The 15780-nt window shown below is 61.7% G+C and carries 10 protein-coding genes; 4 read left to right on the top strand and 6 right to left on the bottom strand.

Features of this window, described 5'->3' with window-relative positions; all coding sequences use genetic code 11:
* Window positions 1–447 precede the first annotated feature (447 nt).
* Window positions 448–1860, top strand: coding sequence for a Si-specific NAD(P)(+) transhydrogenase (gene sthA / locus EHW12_RS23535; RefSeq protein ID WP_054188916.1), 1413 nt, complete (start codon window positions 448–450; stop codon window positions 1858–1860).
* A gap of 151 nt (window positions 1861–2011) precedes the next feature.
* Window positions 2012–2914: a hypothetical protein gene (locus tag EHW12_RS23530; protein ID WP_003940348.1), complete on the top strand. Its 903-nt coding sequence runs from the start codon at window positions 2012–2014 to the stop codon at window positions 2912–2914.
* 328 nt (window positions 2915–3242) lie between these two features.
* Here EHW12_RS23530 and EHW12_RS23525 read toward each other — a convergent pair whose 3' ends face one another.
* Window positions 3243–3500 carry a hypothetical protein gene (locus EHW12_RS23525; protein ID WP_054782014.1) on the bottom strand — a complete coding sequence of 86 codons (258 nt, stop codon included), beginning with the start codon at window positions 3498–3500 and terminating at the stop codon, window positions 3243–3245.
* Between the two features lie 50 nt (window positions 3501–3550).
* Complete coding sequence (locus tag EHW12_RS23520; RefSeq protein ID WP_230691730.1) at window positions 3551–4552, bottom strand: helix-turn-helix domain-containing protein; 1002 nt, start codon at window positions 4550–4552, stop codon at window positions 3551–3553.
* A gap of 364 nt (window positions 4553–4916) precedes the next feature.
* Between EHW12_RS23520 and EHW12_RS23515 the strand changes: the two genes are divergently transcribed.
* Window positions 4917–7436 carry a LuxR C-terminal-related transcriptional regulator gene (locus EHW12_RS23515; protein WP_030535290.1) on the top strand — a complete coding sequence of 840 codons (2520 nt, stop codon included), beginning with the start codon at window positions 4917–4919 and terminating at the stop codon, window positions 7434–7436.
* Window positions 7437–7442: 6 nt separating this feature from the next.
* Here the strand turns inward: EHW12_RS23515 and EHW12_RS23510 are convergent, their stop codons facing one another.
* On the bottom strand, window positions 7443–8198 hold the full coding sequence (locus tag EHW12_RS23510) for a MerR family transcriptional regulator (protein WP_030535291.1): 756 nt from the start codon (window positions 8196–8198) through the stop codon (window positions 7443–7445).
* Window positions 8199–8519: 321 nt separating this feature from the next.
* On the opposite strand from EHW12_RS23510, the gene EHW12_RS23505 reads away from it, so the two are divergent.
* On the top strand, window positions 8520–11975 hold the full coding sequence (locus EHW12_RS23505) for an indolepyruvate ferredoxin oxidoreductase family protein (protein ID WP_125051890.1): 3456 nt from the start codon (window positions 8520–8522) through the stop codon (window positions 11973–11975).
* Window positions 11976–12069: 94 nt separating this feature from the next.
* On the opposite strand, the gene EHW12_RS23500 is transcribed toward EHW12_RS23505, so the two are convergent.
* The 3 genes from EHW12_RS23500 to EHW12_RS23490 form a co-directional block, all read right to left on the bottom strand.
* Complete coding sequence (locus EHW12_RS23500) at window positions 12070–12729, bottom strand: LppP/LprE family lipoprotein (protein ID WP_003940243.1); 660 nt, start codon at window positions 12727–12729, stop codon at window positions 12070–12072.
* 93 nt (window positions 12730–12822) lie between these two features.
* Window positions 12823–14490 (bottom strand): amidohydrolase, encoded by a 1668-nt coding sequence (locus EHW12_RS23495; RefSeq protein ID WP_125051888.1) that lies wholly within the window; start codon window positions 14488–14490, stop codon window positions 12823–12825.
* A 16-nt stretch (window positions 14491–14506) separates the two neighbouring features.
* Window positions 14507–15757, bottom strand: coding sequence for an MFS transporter (locus EHW12_RS23490; protein ID WP_125051886.1), 1251 nt, complete (start codon window positions 15755–15757; stop codon window positions 14507–14509).
* Between the last annotated feature and the right edge of the window lie 23 nt (window positions 15758–15780).

Here is a 15780-nt window from a genome sequence, read left to right as displayed (position 1 = left end):
GGCGAAAGGTGGGGATCGTGAACGGGGCGGATGTTTGTAACCGAGAGTGACAGATGATTAGTCAAGGCAAGTAGAACGCGGCCCGAGGCTCCGCGCAACTGCTTCGGTGCGGGATGTGACGAGGAACATTCCGCTCGTTATTTCGGACAATTCGAATACTGGACATCCGGTTTACGGCCCTGGTCACCTGTCAGTTGATCGATCAATCACTCTGTGGTGAAACAAATTTCAACAGACCGTTGTGAATTCCGTCGGCGACGAAGCATGTGCGCATGCGAACGTCGGAATATGTTTATGTGTAGCAAGTTTCGTATAGATTCGGCTGTATCTCTTTTAATTGCAACAGGGTTCGTGTACTGCCGTCGTGTCGTTTCGGCGCGCGGATTGTTCACCGAGTATTGACATGCTCGGCATCTGCCGGTCGTATGCAGACGGTATTTCTAAGCGATGACTGATCCGATGGAATACGACCTGGTTGTGATCGGCTCCGGCCCGGGTGGGCAGAAGGCTGCCATCGCGGCGGCCAAGCTGGGTAAACGGGTAGCGATGGTCGAGAAGGGCAACATGCTCGGGGGAGTGTGCGTCAACACCGGCACCATTCCGTCGAAGACGTTGCGTGAGGCGGTTCTCTACCTCACCGGGATGAACCAACGCGAACTGTACGGCGCGAGTTACCGCGTCAAGGAGAACATCACTCCGGCCGACCTGCTGGCGCGAACCCAGCATGTCATCACCAAAGAAATCGAAGTCGTTCGATCTCAGCTTCTGCGCAACCGCGTCGAATTGTTGATAGGGGTCGGCTCGTTCGTCGACGAGCACACCATCCTCGTCGAGGACTCCTCGCGCGGAGACAAGATGACGATCACGGCGAAGTTCGTCGTGATCGCGACCGGAACGTTGCCTGCTCGCCCGGCGGGGGTGTCCTTCGACAGTCACCGGGTGCTCGACTCCGACGGAATCCTCGATCTGACCTCCATCCCGACCACCATGGTCGTCGTGGGCGCGGGAGTGATCGGTATCGAGTACGCATCGATGTTCGCGGCACTCGGCACCAAGGTCACCGTCGTCGAGAAGAGGACGTCGATGCTGGACTTCTGCGACCCCGAGGTCATCGAATCGCTTCGATTCCATCTACGCGATCTGGCGGTCACTTTCCGATTCGGTGAAGAAGTGACGGCCGTCGACGTCGGAGCGAACGGAACGCTCACGACGCTGCGCAGCGGCAAGCAGATTCCAGCCGAGACCGTGATGTACTCGGCTGGACGGCAAGGCCTCACGGCGCCACTCGCGCTGGAGAACGCCGGGCTCGAAGCCGACGAACGTGGCCGTATCTACGTCGACGACAATTTCCGCACCAAGGTCGAACACATCTACGCCGTCGGTGACGTCATCGGATTCCCGGCGTTGGCGGCGACGTCGATGGATCAAGGTCGACTCGCGGCCTATCATGCCTTCGACGAACCAGGCGCGAAGCTGATGGATCTGCAGCCGATCGGCATCTACTCGATTCCCGAGGTGTCGTACGTGGGCGCCACCGAGGTCGATTTGACCAAGGAATCGGTGCCGTACGAGGTCGGGGTTTCCCGATACCGCGAACTCGCACGCGGGCAGATCGCAGGCGACACCTACGGGATGCTCAAGATCCTGGTGTCGACGGATGACCTGAAACTGCTCGGTGTTCATATCTTCGGCTCGGGTGCAACGGATCTCGTGCATATCGGCCAAGCGGTGATGGGGTGCGGCGGGACCGTCGAATACCTTGTCGACGCCGTCTTCAACTATCCGACACTGTCCGAGGCGTACAAGGTGGCGGCGCTCGACGTCATGAACAAGATCAGGGCTCTCAAGCAATTCCACTAGGGGTCGGGGTGTCCCCAGGTACCGGTCAGGGGCGGTCGGTGTACTTCTCGGGTAGCACTTGTTCGAATACCTGAGGGTGATGTCAGGCCTGGGGAAATAAGGCAGGGTCTATCTCCATGACCATTGCCCAGGAACTTCGTGTGGAATTTCGATGCTGATCGGACTGATTGCCGCGATCGTGGCATGCGTCGGGTACGGCGTTGCATCCGTGCTGCAAGCCTACGGCGCGCGCAAGTCGGCAGCTGCCGCCGAGCAGCGTGGCGAGGCCGGACACGTGACGGCGTCGGGTGGCCCGACCTTGCGTTCGACGTTCGCGGCCGCGCTGACGGCGTCGTTCATCCTGGGCACCGTGCTCGATGCGGTCGGATTCGCCGGAAGTGCCATCTCCGCGCGGCTCATTCCACTGTTCTTGTCGCAGACAGTGGTCAGTGCCAATCTCGTCATCACGGCAGTGCTGGGGACCGTGGTCCTCGGCATCCAGTTGCATCGTCGCGACTGGTTCGCGATCGCTGCGGTGATCGGATCGCTCCTGCTGCTCGGATTGTCGTCAGGTCACGCGGGCGGTGGGAGTTCCAACGACGTCGTCCATTGGGGTGTCCTCGTGGGCTCGGCGTTGATCTTGCTGATCGGCATCGGTTTGATCCGATGGTTGGGCTCACGCGCAGCAGTTGTCGCCGGGTTGATCTCGGGTGTGCTGTTCGGCTGTCTGGCCATTGCCGTACGCGTGGTCTACGGAATCGATCCGTTCGAAATCGGTACGATGCTCCGCGATCCGGCCGGCTGGGCGATCCTCGTTTCGGGCCTGGGCGGTTTCTATCTGCACACGGTGGCGCTGCAACTGGGATCCGTCAACGGAGCGACAGCGGCTCTGGTTGTCGGCGAGACGGTGGTTCCGGGAATCGTCGGCGTCGTGGTGCTCGGCGACGCGTCGAGACCGGGCCTGGAATGGCTTGCCGTGGTCGGCTTCGTCGGGGCAATCGCGGGCGCCGTCGCCGTGGCCGTCTTCGGCGCGGCGAGCCACGAGGAGAAACCGGTCGAAGAAGTGACCGTCTGATGCGGTAGCGAAAAGCTGTGCTGTTCGACCGGTCAATTGGTAACGGAAACCGCGTTGTCGCAGATAGTTCCAGCGCGCCCCAACGTCCCGCATACGTTGTGCGGTCACGGGCAGCGGGACGAAGAACGGAGGAAAGTGATGAGCAGCTTGGATATTCAACGCTGGTCGAACGACTTCACCGCGCTGACCAAGGTCATATCGGAAGGCATCGAGCAGTTTGTTCTCCGGTTCATTTCCAGCTGAAGTGATCTGAGCTCGTTGCCGGGTGCGGATAGTTCAGTCGTCGCTTCCGCGGTTCGAGTGATGAATTGCGATGAAATAGAGGTTCTTACGGCGTCTGGGAGGCCTGGGCGGGGGCGAGCAGGTAGGAGAACACGTACGTAACTGCGGCGATGACCGCCAGTACGATCAAGGACATCGGGAACCCTGCGGCATCTCGCACCGGGTCACCAGTAGCGACGACAGCCGACATGAACAGTCCTATCCAGGACCAGGCTCCATCTCCGACTATCGGGATCATCACGGCGACACCTGTGACCGCACCTGTGAGCGCAGCCAGACTCAGTTCCTTGTCGACCCAGCTCATGGATCAACTAGAACACAGGCACGCTCGCGAGGCTGTGGAGTATCTCGGATTCAGGGGCTGAAGAACTCGAGTCGGCGGCGCAGGCGTGCGATCGACGGGTCCCCGATCGTGCGTCTGCCGTCGGTTCGGGCTTGGCTCGGGGTCATCCCGTAGAAGTCCTTGAACGCTCGCGCCAACTGGGATTTCGAGGTGAAGCCGCATCGCAGGGCCAACGCTTCGATCGTTTCGTTCGGCATCTCGGTTCTGGTCAATTCGCGGTAGACGAGTTCGAGACGCTTCCGCCGAATGACAAGAGCTATTCCGCCGTCGGATGCGAATGCGCGATAGAGCTGTGCCCGGGAGACGGACAATGCTGCGCACATGCTCGTCGGGCCGAGCCAGGTCTCCGAGAGATGCTCGGCGATGTGGGCGTACGCACGATCGCGGAGAGAGTGATCGGGCCGCGGCGACAGATCAGGTTCGGCGATACCCAAACTGACACGAAGGAGGGAAGCGACGACGTCCTCGTAGCCGGCCGCAGCATCGGGATCGAGATGCGGTAGCGCGAGTACGACCGATTGCATGCACTGAGCGAGCACGACGGCAGGAACTCCGCGCAGTACCGTCCCGTGTAGAGAACGACCCTTCGACTCGGCCTCGACGAGGGAACGCGGTGCGAGGAGCGTGATGGTGCGCCCTGTCGATTCCGCCTCCGCGTCGGCGGTCCAGGTACGCCCGAGGTCGAAGAATGTGACATCGCCTGGACGTGCGACGAAATCGACTCCGTCGGCGTTGCCGCTCAACTGCCCGTCGAGGACGACCTGGACCATGTATTCATCGTCGAGTCCGCTCTCGGCGATCAGCCGATTGTTTCGGGTGTACTTCTGTGCGTTGAAGGTAGTTTGACCGATCAACGAGGTTCCGATGGAAAGCGCTGTGATCGAGCCTTCGAGAGATGTGTCAGGGTCAATTCGGTCGGTGACGAAGAACGGACGTGTGACACTGCGCCAGAAGTCGTCGGCGTCCGCAGGATCGACCGATCGGGTCGACACGCGGATGCGGGCGGAATTCATCGACACGCGGGCATGATATGTCAGATCCCGCAGGTCGCAGTCACTCTCCCGCAAATAGACGTCAATAGTGACCGAGCCCACATAATGAGACAAATCGGGCGTATTTGTGAGACGGCCAGTGCTCGCGTGTCGCGGCGAAGCTGTCTATGTTGTTCGTTATGGGTGGACAGGTTGGGAGTTCGATGCTCGAACGAAATCTCGAGTTCGGCGGGGATCGACTGCTCGTTTGTCGGCCATCATGACGTCCACTTCGAATCGATCGCAGCTATCTCGAGCAAAGCGAAATCCTCGAGGAAGGGGCACGCTGCAAAGGCGGCTTGCCGGGCGTGGAGCCACGGCGATTCGTCCCCGCCTCCTCGGATTGATGGAACGCTCGGCGGGATTGACTGTCATCGATTCGCCGCTTGGGTTCGGCAAGACGGAACTCGCCGCGTTGTGGCTCACGACTCTCGGGCAGGTGCCGAGCAGACCGGTAGTCTGGGTGCCGGCGCCATCGCATCGGATGACCCCCCTCGAGTACTGGAACACCGCGCTCGCAGTAATTCAGGATTCGCTGGAATCACTCGAGGCCCCGCCACGAATGCGCGAGGATCCAGTGGGCGCGATCGAATCACTCCTCGACTCGTCGCCCGCACCATTCGTGTTGGTGTTCAACCGCATCGACCTGGTTGAGGGTGACGAGGTGGGACGCCGAATCGTGGATCTGATCGTGCGGCTTCCCGGATTGAAAGTAATCGTCACGCTGCAGGATCGGTCTGCGACGGACTTGCTCGAAGACGTCCGTGTGGACGAGTACCTGTGCGCGAACGACCTCAGATACACGCTCGACGAGTCCACCGTTCTGTTCGCGGAGGCAGGGATTCACCTTCCCTCGGGCATCGTCCATTCGATCTGTGAACGCGTCGCCGGCGTTCCCGTGCTGATGAAGGTTGCTCTGAGTGCGGTTGCGGGGCTGAGTGAACCGAGCCGTGGACGCGAACGCGTTCAGCAGCGAGTGGACCAGGCGATCCACGCGTACGTCAGTCGGACCGCTCCTCGGTCGGGCAAGTCGCTCGAGTTGTTCGACTTCGCGACTACGATCGCCGCTGCCCGCACGGTGACACCAGAGATCGCTCGTGTCTTGTCCGACGATCTTGACGTGGAGGGCAAACTGGACTTGCTCGAGTCTTTCGGTCTGATCTTCCGGAATGGTTTCGAGGGAGAACCGTCCTGGTACTTCGCGCCGTCAGTTCGACTGGCATTCATACAGATACGGGCCGAACAAGGGGATGGATTCGAAGATCCCTTCCAGGTTCTCGTCGATCACGCTCTCGGGACTTCGGATATAGCCGGTGCCGTTCACTACGCCTTGGACGGACGCAAGTGGACCAGGGTGCTCGACATACTCGAGCGCCACTGGGCTGATCTTCTGGTCGATCACACCGGATTGGTCCGGACTGCGTTGCAATCCATACCCGGTGACGTACTCAGTTCGAACCCTTCGATTCTGGTGGGTCGTGACCTGCTCGAATCACGTCTGCGGCCGCAGTTGATCAACGGCGATTCATTACCGACGGAACCGGCGGAATTGCGTGCGATAGGTGGTAGTCCGCATGCGCACAGCTTGTTGAACGTCGGAACTGTCCAATCGGTGGTGCTGAGAACATCCGGTAAGTACCAACGCTCTACCGAGATCACGCGCAAATTGGCGCACGTCGTGTACGGCCTCGGCGACGAGTCGTTGGGCGCGTTGGGGTCTCAACTGCCCGCCCTGCGGCTGATCTGGGGGGTCTCGCATCAATTGACCGGTGACCTCGGTGATGCCGCGGTGGAATTGCGACTCGCCTATCAAGGTGCGGTGCAACATGGTCCGGAGTTCGTCCTGCGTCACGCCGCAGGCAATGCCGCGCTCAACTCCGCGCTGATCGGGGACGTCGCGCACGCGACGGACTGGCTGCACCTGGAAAGCACACACCCGGACGTTTCGGGATGGTTGGGACCGCCCTCGCACATGGGGGGAGCGATCGCGCGGGCACTGGTGGCGTGCGACAGCGTGGACCTGCACGCCGGAGCTGCCGCGATGGACGCACTCGCCGAGGTTACACCGCCGGGCGACCTGTGGGCGTTCGCGGCCTACACTTACACCAGATTTGCACTGCTGCAATCGGACCCGTTCTCGGGGCTGATTTCCCTCCAGCGCGCAGTGGCAACGCACGGGCACGTGAATCCGTGTGAACGATCGCTCGGTGACGCGCTTCTCACCGCGGCACGTATCGATCTTCTGTTGGCGTCCGGGGAGGGTACCAAGGCGCTGGAAGAATCAGTCGCTGCGCCACATACGTTTGCAGTTGTCACGGTCTCCGTGGCGCGGACGCATCTCCTGACCGGGTCGCCGTCCCAGGCATTGGAATTGTGCCGCGAAATCGACTGGAGCGGGCAGTATCTCACGAGGTTTCGGCTCGAATCTCTGCTGATCGAATGCGCTGCTCTGTGTGAACTGGGCAGGATCCCCGCTGCCGCGAGTACATGGGAGGAAGCTCGCGGACTGCTCGAAACCTCCGGTGTCCTGTCGGCCCTGGCGACGATACCGCGTGATCTGATCAGGCAACTCGAAGATCGGGCCGAGGGCTCGAGCAGTGCCGTCGCGACCTTTCTCGAATCCGAAGCGGCGCAGATATATCCGGCGGCCATCGTTCGGGTCCAATTGACGAAACGGGAGATGGACGTTCTCGTGGAACTGGGTCTCGGCATTCCGATCGGTGAGATCGCGCGGCGGTTGTTCGTATCCAACAACACGCTGAAGAGTCACCTCCGAGCCTTGTATCGCAAACTCGGTGCACATTCCCGGGAAGAGGCTGTCGCGGCAGCGCACCGACACAACCTCCTCGGCAGTGGGCAGGACTGATCGGCGTCAGTGCAGATTGCGCTCGGCGTAGACCTTCATCGCGTCACGGACCAGCGAAGCGGTGCCTTCTCCGTACTTGTCGTAGTTTGCAGTGAAGCGGGGATCGTCGACGTACATCTGGCCGAGTCCGGTGAAGGCGTCGGCGCTGGGAGTCCTTCCCTGCCAACCGATCTTTATCCACTCGAACTGTCTTCGGGTAATCGTCTGGACGTCGTCGCTTTCCGCGGACAGCCCCGCTGTCAGTGCTTTTCCGAATGCCGCTGCGATGTCGGCTTGAGCTTGCAGATGAGCTTTACGGTCCTGCTCCGACATCGACCGCCACCAGTTGTCGCCGCTGGTGTAGGCGTCCTTGCCCCAGCGCTCGATGACCTCGTCCTTGTATCGGGTGTGGTCGAACCCGTCGAAAACATCTTCCGGCATGAGTGATTCACCATTCTTCGTCTTGTTCAAGGTCCTGTTGACCGATTCGATCTGTCTCGAGATCCGCGTGCGCTCTTGCTCGAGGAGTTCGAGGTGCGTACGCAGTGCGGCGGCCGTATCGCGTTCGCCGGTGAGGACTTCGGCGATGGCCGGCAATCCGAGTCCGAGTTCCCGAAGTAGAAGGATGCGTTGCAGTCGCACCAGGGCGTCTTCGTCGTAGAAGCGGTAGCCGTTGGCGCCGATGCGACTCGGTTCCAGGAGTCCCAAATCGCCGTAGTGACGCAGCGTTCTGCTGGTGGTACCTGCGGATTTGGCGAGTTCTTGGATGGACCATTCGCTCACGTGGAGTTCCTACTCTCGGATCGGTTGTGCTCATTCAGCATGCAAGTTGACGTTGCGTCAATGTCAAGAAAGTTCTCGGTGTGCATTGTCGGGAACGTTTTATGTCCGTTTCGCCGTATCGCCACGAACGGGTCTCCAACTGATTGATTCGATGACCTAGGTCACGTGATTTGGCTCACAAATTGTCAATTTGAATAGTTGAAAAAGCCTCTGTTGACGCTTTCACATACCTCGACCACGATCATCTGAACAGATCGAGTTACGCGGTTGTTGAAAATGCACGGTAGTTGAAATGCACTGCAGACGGAACGGTGGTCCACGATGACTGAACTGGTGTCGGGCGTAGCCCAGGCCAAGCCCTATGACCTCGATGATCGGTACCGGTCGGGATCGGGACCGGTGTTGCTGACCGGTGTTCAGGCAATTGCACGCGGCTTCGTCGAGCAGCACGTTCGCGACATTCGGGCAGGTAAGCGTATTGCCACCTTCGTCTCCGGTTACCAGGGCAGCCCCCTCGGTGGCGTCGACAAGATGCTTCACGGCATGCCCAAGGTTCTCGCCGAGCACGACATCACCTTCATCCCTGGCTTCAACGAGGAGCTCGCCGCCACGGCGGTATGGGGAAGCCAGACGGATCTCCCTGCCGGAACCGCGACCCACGACGGCGTGACCGGCGTCTGGTACGGCAAGGGCCCCGGCGTCGACCGCGCTACCGACACCATTCGCCACGCCAACATGTACGGCGTGAACCCCAAGGGCGGCGTCGTCCTCCTGGTGGGCGACGACCCCGCGTCGAAGTCCTCCACGGTTCCGGCCGTCAGCGAGCGCTCGCTTGCCGCGATGGGCGTGCCGGTTCTCTTCCCACGCAATGCCGAAGAGATCATCACGATGGGTATGCACGCCGTTGCTCTCTCGCGTGTCTCCGGTTGCGTCGTAGCGCTGAAGATCGTCGCCGACGTCGCAGACGGTGCCTGGACGATCGACGGCAGCATCGCGGACTTCGACATCGTGGTTCCGGAAGTGCAGTTCGAGGGCAAGCCCTTCGTCTACAAGCAGCGTCAGATGGCCGCGCCGCCGGACAGTGTCATCGCCGAGGCCGATCTGTACGGCCCGCGATGGGATCTTGTGCACGCGTACGGAACTGCCAACAAGCTCGATGTGATCGAGGTCAACCCCTCCGGTGCGAAGATCGGTATCGCCGCCACCGGTACAACTTTCGACTCCGTCCGTCAAGCTTTGGCAGACCTCGGCGTCGATGATGCCGCACTGCACCGCGCCGGGATCCGTCTCCTTCGCATCGGAATGTGCTACCCCGTCGTGGGCGAGAAGATCAAGGAGTTCGCCGAAGGCCTCGAGCAGATCGTCGTGGTCGAGGACAAGACCGCGTTCATCGAAGCTCAGATCCGGGAAGTCCTGTACGGCACCGACGATGCCCCTCGCATCATCGGCAAGCGTGACGGCCAGGGCCGTCTGCTCATGCCTGCCAGTGGTGAACTGACCGCAGGCCGGCTGCTCGCCCCGTTGCGCCGCGTACTGAAGCCGCACGTCGAGCTCAAGCGCACCCTCCCGGCCCCGCTGTCGCTCAACGTGCTTTCCGCCAAGCGAACCGCGTACTTCTGCAGCGGGTGCCCCCACAACCGTTCCACCGCTATCCCCGAGGGTTCCATCGGCGGCGGCGGAATCGGTTGCCACACACTCGTCACCATGTCCGGCCGTGAGGACAGCGCTGTCACCGGCCTGACGCAAATGGGCGGCGAGGGCAGCCAGTGGATCGGGCAGGCACCGTTCACCGACGTGCCTCACCTGTTCCAGAACATCGGCGACGGCACCTTCTTCCACTCCGGTCAGTTGGCTGTCCAGGCATGCATCGCCGCAGGCGTGAACATCACCTACAAGTTGCTCTACAACGAAGTAGTGGCGATGACCGGTGCACAGGACGCGGAAGGTGCCCTCTCCGTTGCTCAGCTCAGCCACAAGCTGACCACCGAGGGCGTCAAGCAGATCATCATCTGCGCCGACGAGCCTTCGCGTCACAACAAGCGCGCTCTGGCCAAGGGCACCAAGCTCTGGCACCGCGATCGCCTCGACGAGGCCCAGAAGGAGCTTCGCGAGATCAAGGGCGTCACAGTGTTGATCTACGACCAGCACTGTGCGGCCGACGCTCGTCGCCAGCGCAAGCGTGGCACGCTGCCCACTCGCAACACTCGCGTCGTCATCAACGAGGCAGTGTGCGAAGGCTGCGGTGACTGCGGTGTGAAGTCGAACTGCCTCTCGGTCCAGCCCGTGGACACCGAGTACGGCCGCAAGACGAAGATCGACCAGACGTCCTGCAACACCGATTACACCTGCATGGACGGCGATTGCCCGTCGTTCGTGACCGTCGAATTGGTACCGGGCAAGAAGGCTCCCAAGGCCGCACGTCCCGCCCCGCCCGTCGTCGCAGACCCCGATTTCGGACCGCTCACCAGCACGCAGAACGTTTTCCTCGCGGGCATCGGCGGCACCGGCATCGTGACCGTCAACCAGGTGCTCGCAACGGCTGCACTGCGCGCCGGCCTCGAGGTGGAGAGCCTTGACCAGATCGGACTGAGCCAGAAGGCCGGACCGGTTGTCTCGCACCTGCGTTTCAGCTCCAGCGCGCTCGAGCCGTCCAACCGCCTCACTCCGGGCAGCGCGGATTGCATTGTCGCCTTCGACCTGCTGACCGCGACGGACAACAAGAACCTCGACTACGGCAACGCCGAGAAGACGGTCTCCATCGCCTCGACGTCGCAGACGCCGACCGGAGACATGGTCTACGACAAGGCTGTTCGCTACCCCGAGGAGACGTCACTCCTCGCCCGTCTCGACAAGGTGTCGCGCACCCTGCGTTCGTTCGACGCACTCGCCGCGGCGCAGGAGTTGTTCGGTAACACCGCAGCAGCCAACTTCCTGCTGATCGGTGCGGCCTACCAGAGCGGCGGACTTCGTCTGCCGGCAGAGGCCATCGAAGAAGCGATCGGCATCAACGGCGTTGCCGTGGACGCGAACATCGCGGCATTCCGTTGGGGTCGTGCAGCAATTGCCGACACCGCAGCGTTCTCGGCCGTCACCACGCCGGCCAAGTCCGTCCGCGAACCCGTTGTCGCACCGGCTCACATGTTCGCCGGAACCACCTTCACCGGTGAAACCCTGCGACTGGTGGAACTGCGTGCGGCGCAGCTCATCGAGTTCCAGTCCGTCAAGATCGCCCAGCGCTACATCGATCAGGTTCAGGCAGTCTGGACCGCCGAACGTGCCGCAACCGAGCGGACCGATTTCAGCGAGGCTGTTGCCCGCGGCCTCTTCAAGTTCACCGCGTACAAGGACGAGTACGAAGTTGCTCGTATGCTGGTCGACCCCGCATTCATCGAGGACGTCAAGTCTCAGGTGCCGGCCGGGGAGAACCTGACCTACAAGCTCCACCCGCCGATCCTTCGAGTGATGGGCCGCAAGAAGAAGATCGGTCTCGGACCCAAGTCGCATGTTGCACTGAAGGTTCTGGCCAAGGGTAAGAAGCTTCGCGGTACCAAGCTCGACCCCTTCGGCTACATGCACGTCCGCAAGGTCGAGCGTGAACTGCTCGCCGAGTACGAGGCCATGATCGCTGACCTCTCTCGTACGCTCGCAACCGACGGATACGATCGCGCCGTCGAGATCGCGGCACTGCCGGACGTGGTTCGCGGTTACGAAGACATCAAGCTCGGCAACATCGAGCTGTACAAGACTCGCCTGCGCGAACTCGGTGTCGGTGAGTAGGAGCGCCGGCGAGTAGATCGAACAAGACTGTGCCCCAGTGACCGTCGTCGCTGGGGCACAGTTGCATTCAGGGCCTTCTCGGACCCAGGCAGGTTCAGGAGGGCGGGAACTGGCCGTCGGCAACCACGGCGCTGCCGTTCCACGTGAAATTCACTATGTTCGGTCCGCCTTGGGGACAGCAGAATGCATCGTCGTCCAGCAGCCAACGGTATTGGACGGATACCGAATCCTTGTTGCTGTCGATGACGTGTGTGTACGAGTACGGCTCACTGGTAGCCGTGCCCAGGTATGTTCCGTCGTGGAAGAACAGGACGTGTGACTGGTAAGTCGCATCGCCGACGCCGTCGCCGTCCACCGAAACCCAGAGCAGGTCAGGACAATTCCCGATCTGTTCTTCGCTCGCGGATCTCGGTATCCAATTGCCCCCGTTGATGTCGGTGCCCAGCGTGCCGATGGCGTCGGTGACGAGCGAGGAGCCGACGTCGAGACAGGGACCCGAAGCGGGGATTGCTGTCGTAGTCGCCGTCGTGGATGCATTTGTGCGGGTGTTCGATTGTGGCGGGGGAGAGCTCGCTACCGTCGTCTCGGTTTCGTTTGCCGTCGATGTCGCCGACGCCGTTGAACTAGCTGCCGTGGAACTCGCCGCCGCTTCAGGTGTTCCTTCGGTCGACCCACAACCGGCGACCGTCAGGGCAGTGGCCGTCACCAGTGCAGCGGCTGCGACGGCGGCCGAAATCGGAGCTTTCCTGCGCATGCGTCCTCCAGAGTGTATGGGTTCACGTGTTCAAGTCCCTCCTTCGTTCTGTCGCCGGGCCGCGTGCGTGCGTTATCGAACAACCGGTAACGATCAGCTATCGGACTCGGTGTTCCGTGCTTCGGTGCTCTTGGCCCCGGCCGCGTCGTATCGCACGGATCCAGCAACGACGGTCATCGCAATCTCCGTGGTCAGGAGAGAATCGACCCCTTCGGTGAACGGATCTTGTTTCAGTACGACAAAATCGGCTGCTTTACCCCGAACCAGCTGGCCGGTCACATCTTCCCACCGGCACGAGTAGGCAGCGTCGCGAGTTGCGTGAGCCAGCGCGTCCGCGAGGGGGAGTGCGTACTTCGGCAGGTTGGGTGCCAGTGACGGATCGATTGCGGATCGACGGGTGGTGGCGATGAACATGTTCGGCAGCGGCGGGTGGGGAGCGGTCGGAGCGTCCGAACCCAAGGCCAGAACCGCTCCGGCCTCGGTGAATTCAGGCCAGGGGTACGCGCGATTCACCCGGTAGTCGCCGAGCATCGCCTGCCAGTTCTCCTGGATTGCAGGGTCAGCGTGAACCGGTTGTATCGAGGCGATGATTCCCAGGCGGGCAAGCCTTTCGACGTTGTCCCGGGTGATGGACTCCAAGTGTTCCATTCGGTGCCTGCGGGGAATGTCTCCGTTGGCGGCGATCGCGTACTCGAGTGCCGTCAAACCGATCTCCGACGCCTCGTCGCCGATCGCGTGCATCGCGATCTGCAGGCCTGCGGCGTCGGCGGCTGTCACGACGGGGATCAAGGATTCGAGATCCCAGATGGGCTCGGCGTTGGTGCCGTCCGAGTACGGTTCTTTCATTGCGGCAGTGCAGCTGTCGATCACACCGTCGATGATGATCTTGATTCCGGCGATACGGAGCCACGGACCTTGGACACGCTCGTGGAGTTCGATCACGTCGTGAACTTGTCGGACGTTGTCGGCCTCATTGTCCTCGCGGGTCATCAGCCAATGAGCCGCGACGCGCAGCGGCAGTGTTCCGTCTCCTGCGTCCAATGCTCTTTCCAGCGAGGCTAATTCGTCCGCGCCGAGAGCCATGTCGACCGCACCGGTCACGCCGTCCTCGAGATAGTGGCGGAAGGCGAGAGCGAGGGCGGCGTCCCGGTCTTCGTCGGATGCGAGCTCCGCCAGTTTCGGCCAGACGTAGAGCATCATGGCGGTCTCGTACAGCATTCCGGTGGCTTCTCCGGTGTCCGGATCCCGGCCGATACGACCGCCGATCGGATCGGGAGTGTCCGCGTCGATGCCGAGTTCTCGCAGTGCTGCAGTGTTCACCCAGACCGAATGTACGTCGTTGGCGTCGAGGTACACCGGGCGATCGGGTACGACGGCGTCGATCATCTCTCGCGTCGGGTGCCCTTCATCCAGCGCGGAGAACAACCAACTGCGACCCAGCAGTCGTGGTGCGTCCGGGTTCGATTCCGCGAATTGCTTGATGCTGGACTGAATGTCGGCGAGATCGGCGGCATCACGCAGATCCAACTTCTGCAGCGCGAATCCCATCATCACCAAATGCGTATGGGCGTCGACGAAACCGGGTAGCACGACGGCACCTTCGAGATCGATCACCTCGGCGTCGGGTGCCAGGATATCGGCATAGACGGTTTCGCCCACGAATCTGAGCTTGTGGTCCTCGACGACTATCGACTCGGCCCATCCGTCGTCGGCAGCCGTGAAGATCTTTCCGTTGCGGTAGTGAGTGATGCTGTCATTCATGACTTCTACGTGATCCTTACGCGATGACGGTAGTAGTGATGGCGGCGCTGTGGTGACGATACGCACCTTCGGTACGTGCGGAGAGTCGGGAAACCAAGGCGAACGGGACCAGTAGAACGAAGCTGATCCCCGAGATGATGACTCCGAAGGTCGGATACCCGAGGCCGGCCGTCACCGAAGTTCCGAACAGCGGCGCGAACGCGGAGCCGATGAGGTAGGTGCCCAGTAGTGGCGCCGACCATCGGCCGGCCGCGTCGAGCGCGGCCGAGATGGCAACCAGGACGATGAACGTGGCCGCGTAGATCGTGTTCCAAGCGATGATCACTACCAGGTAGATCGTGGGATCGGTGGTGAGGCCGGCAGACAGCTTCAGAATTGCCCCGAGTATCAGTAGCACGGAGATCGATACTGTCCGACTGACCCGAGAACCCAACGCGGTCAAGGTAACAGCCGCGAGCACACCACCCGCCGTTGATGCGCTCAGTGCGAGACTCATTTGTTGATCCGAGAGCCCGGCGTGCTCGGAACCCATGATGCCGAGTACTGCCCACAACGAGTCCTCGCTGATCGCCCAGACTGCAAGCATCGCGAGAAATGCGGTTCCGGCAAAAGTGAGTCGTTTCGCGCTGACCCCGGCGGGGAGAGCTGTGGTCGTATTGGCGGACTTCGCCGTCTCCGGCGACTCTTTCACCGGGGACGACGGCAACCAGGTGACCGTTGCTGCGGTAGCCAGTGCCAGGACTGCGACGATGCCGAATGCGTTGGTCATGTGTGTGCCGAGGATGGGTATGAGAGCGAGGACGGCTGTGACGACGACACGGTTCACGAGGCCGCTGATGCTTGACGCCCGGTCCGGGTTCGTGAGCGCGGCCAGTGCCGCTCCGCCAACGGATGCGGATCCACCAGCGCCGATACCGCCGACGATGATCGCGGCGCATGCGATCGTCGTGGACGGTGCGATGGCCGCAACGCCGAATGCGGCTGCCATCGCGATCAGGCTGACGCGGCCGAGGAGATGGCGATGCCGGCCCGAGGCGATTCGGGTGGTGGCGAGGCAGGTGACGGCGCAGACCAGCAGCGATGCGGTCAGAACGGCACCGGCAGCGGATTCGGTGACACCGAGGCCCTCGACCATTGCCACGATCATCAGGGGGATGAGGTTCGCGGTGATGAACCCCATGACGCCGATACTGAAGACGGCAATACCGCGGTTGGCGGTGAGTGGAACCCGGTCGGACTGCGTATTCGTCGAAGCGTTGATCGGCACTAGGGCAACCCCATGTCCTGAAG

It is taken from the genome of Rhodococcus sp. NJ-530, assembly GCF_003860625.1.
Lineage (GTDB): Bacteria > Actinomycetota > Actinomycetes > Mycobacteriales > Mycobacteriaceae > Rhodococcus_F > Rhodococcus_F qingshengii.
The sequence above is the reverse complement of the archived record's forward strand: the minus strand, read 5'-3'. Positions and strand labels throughout refer to the sequence as shown.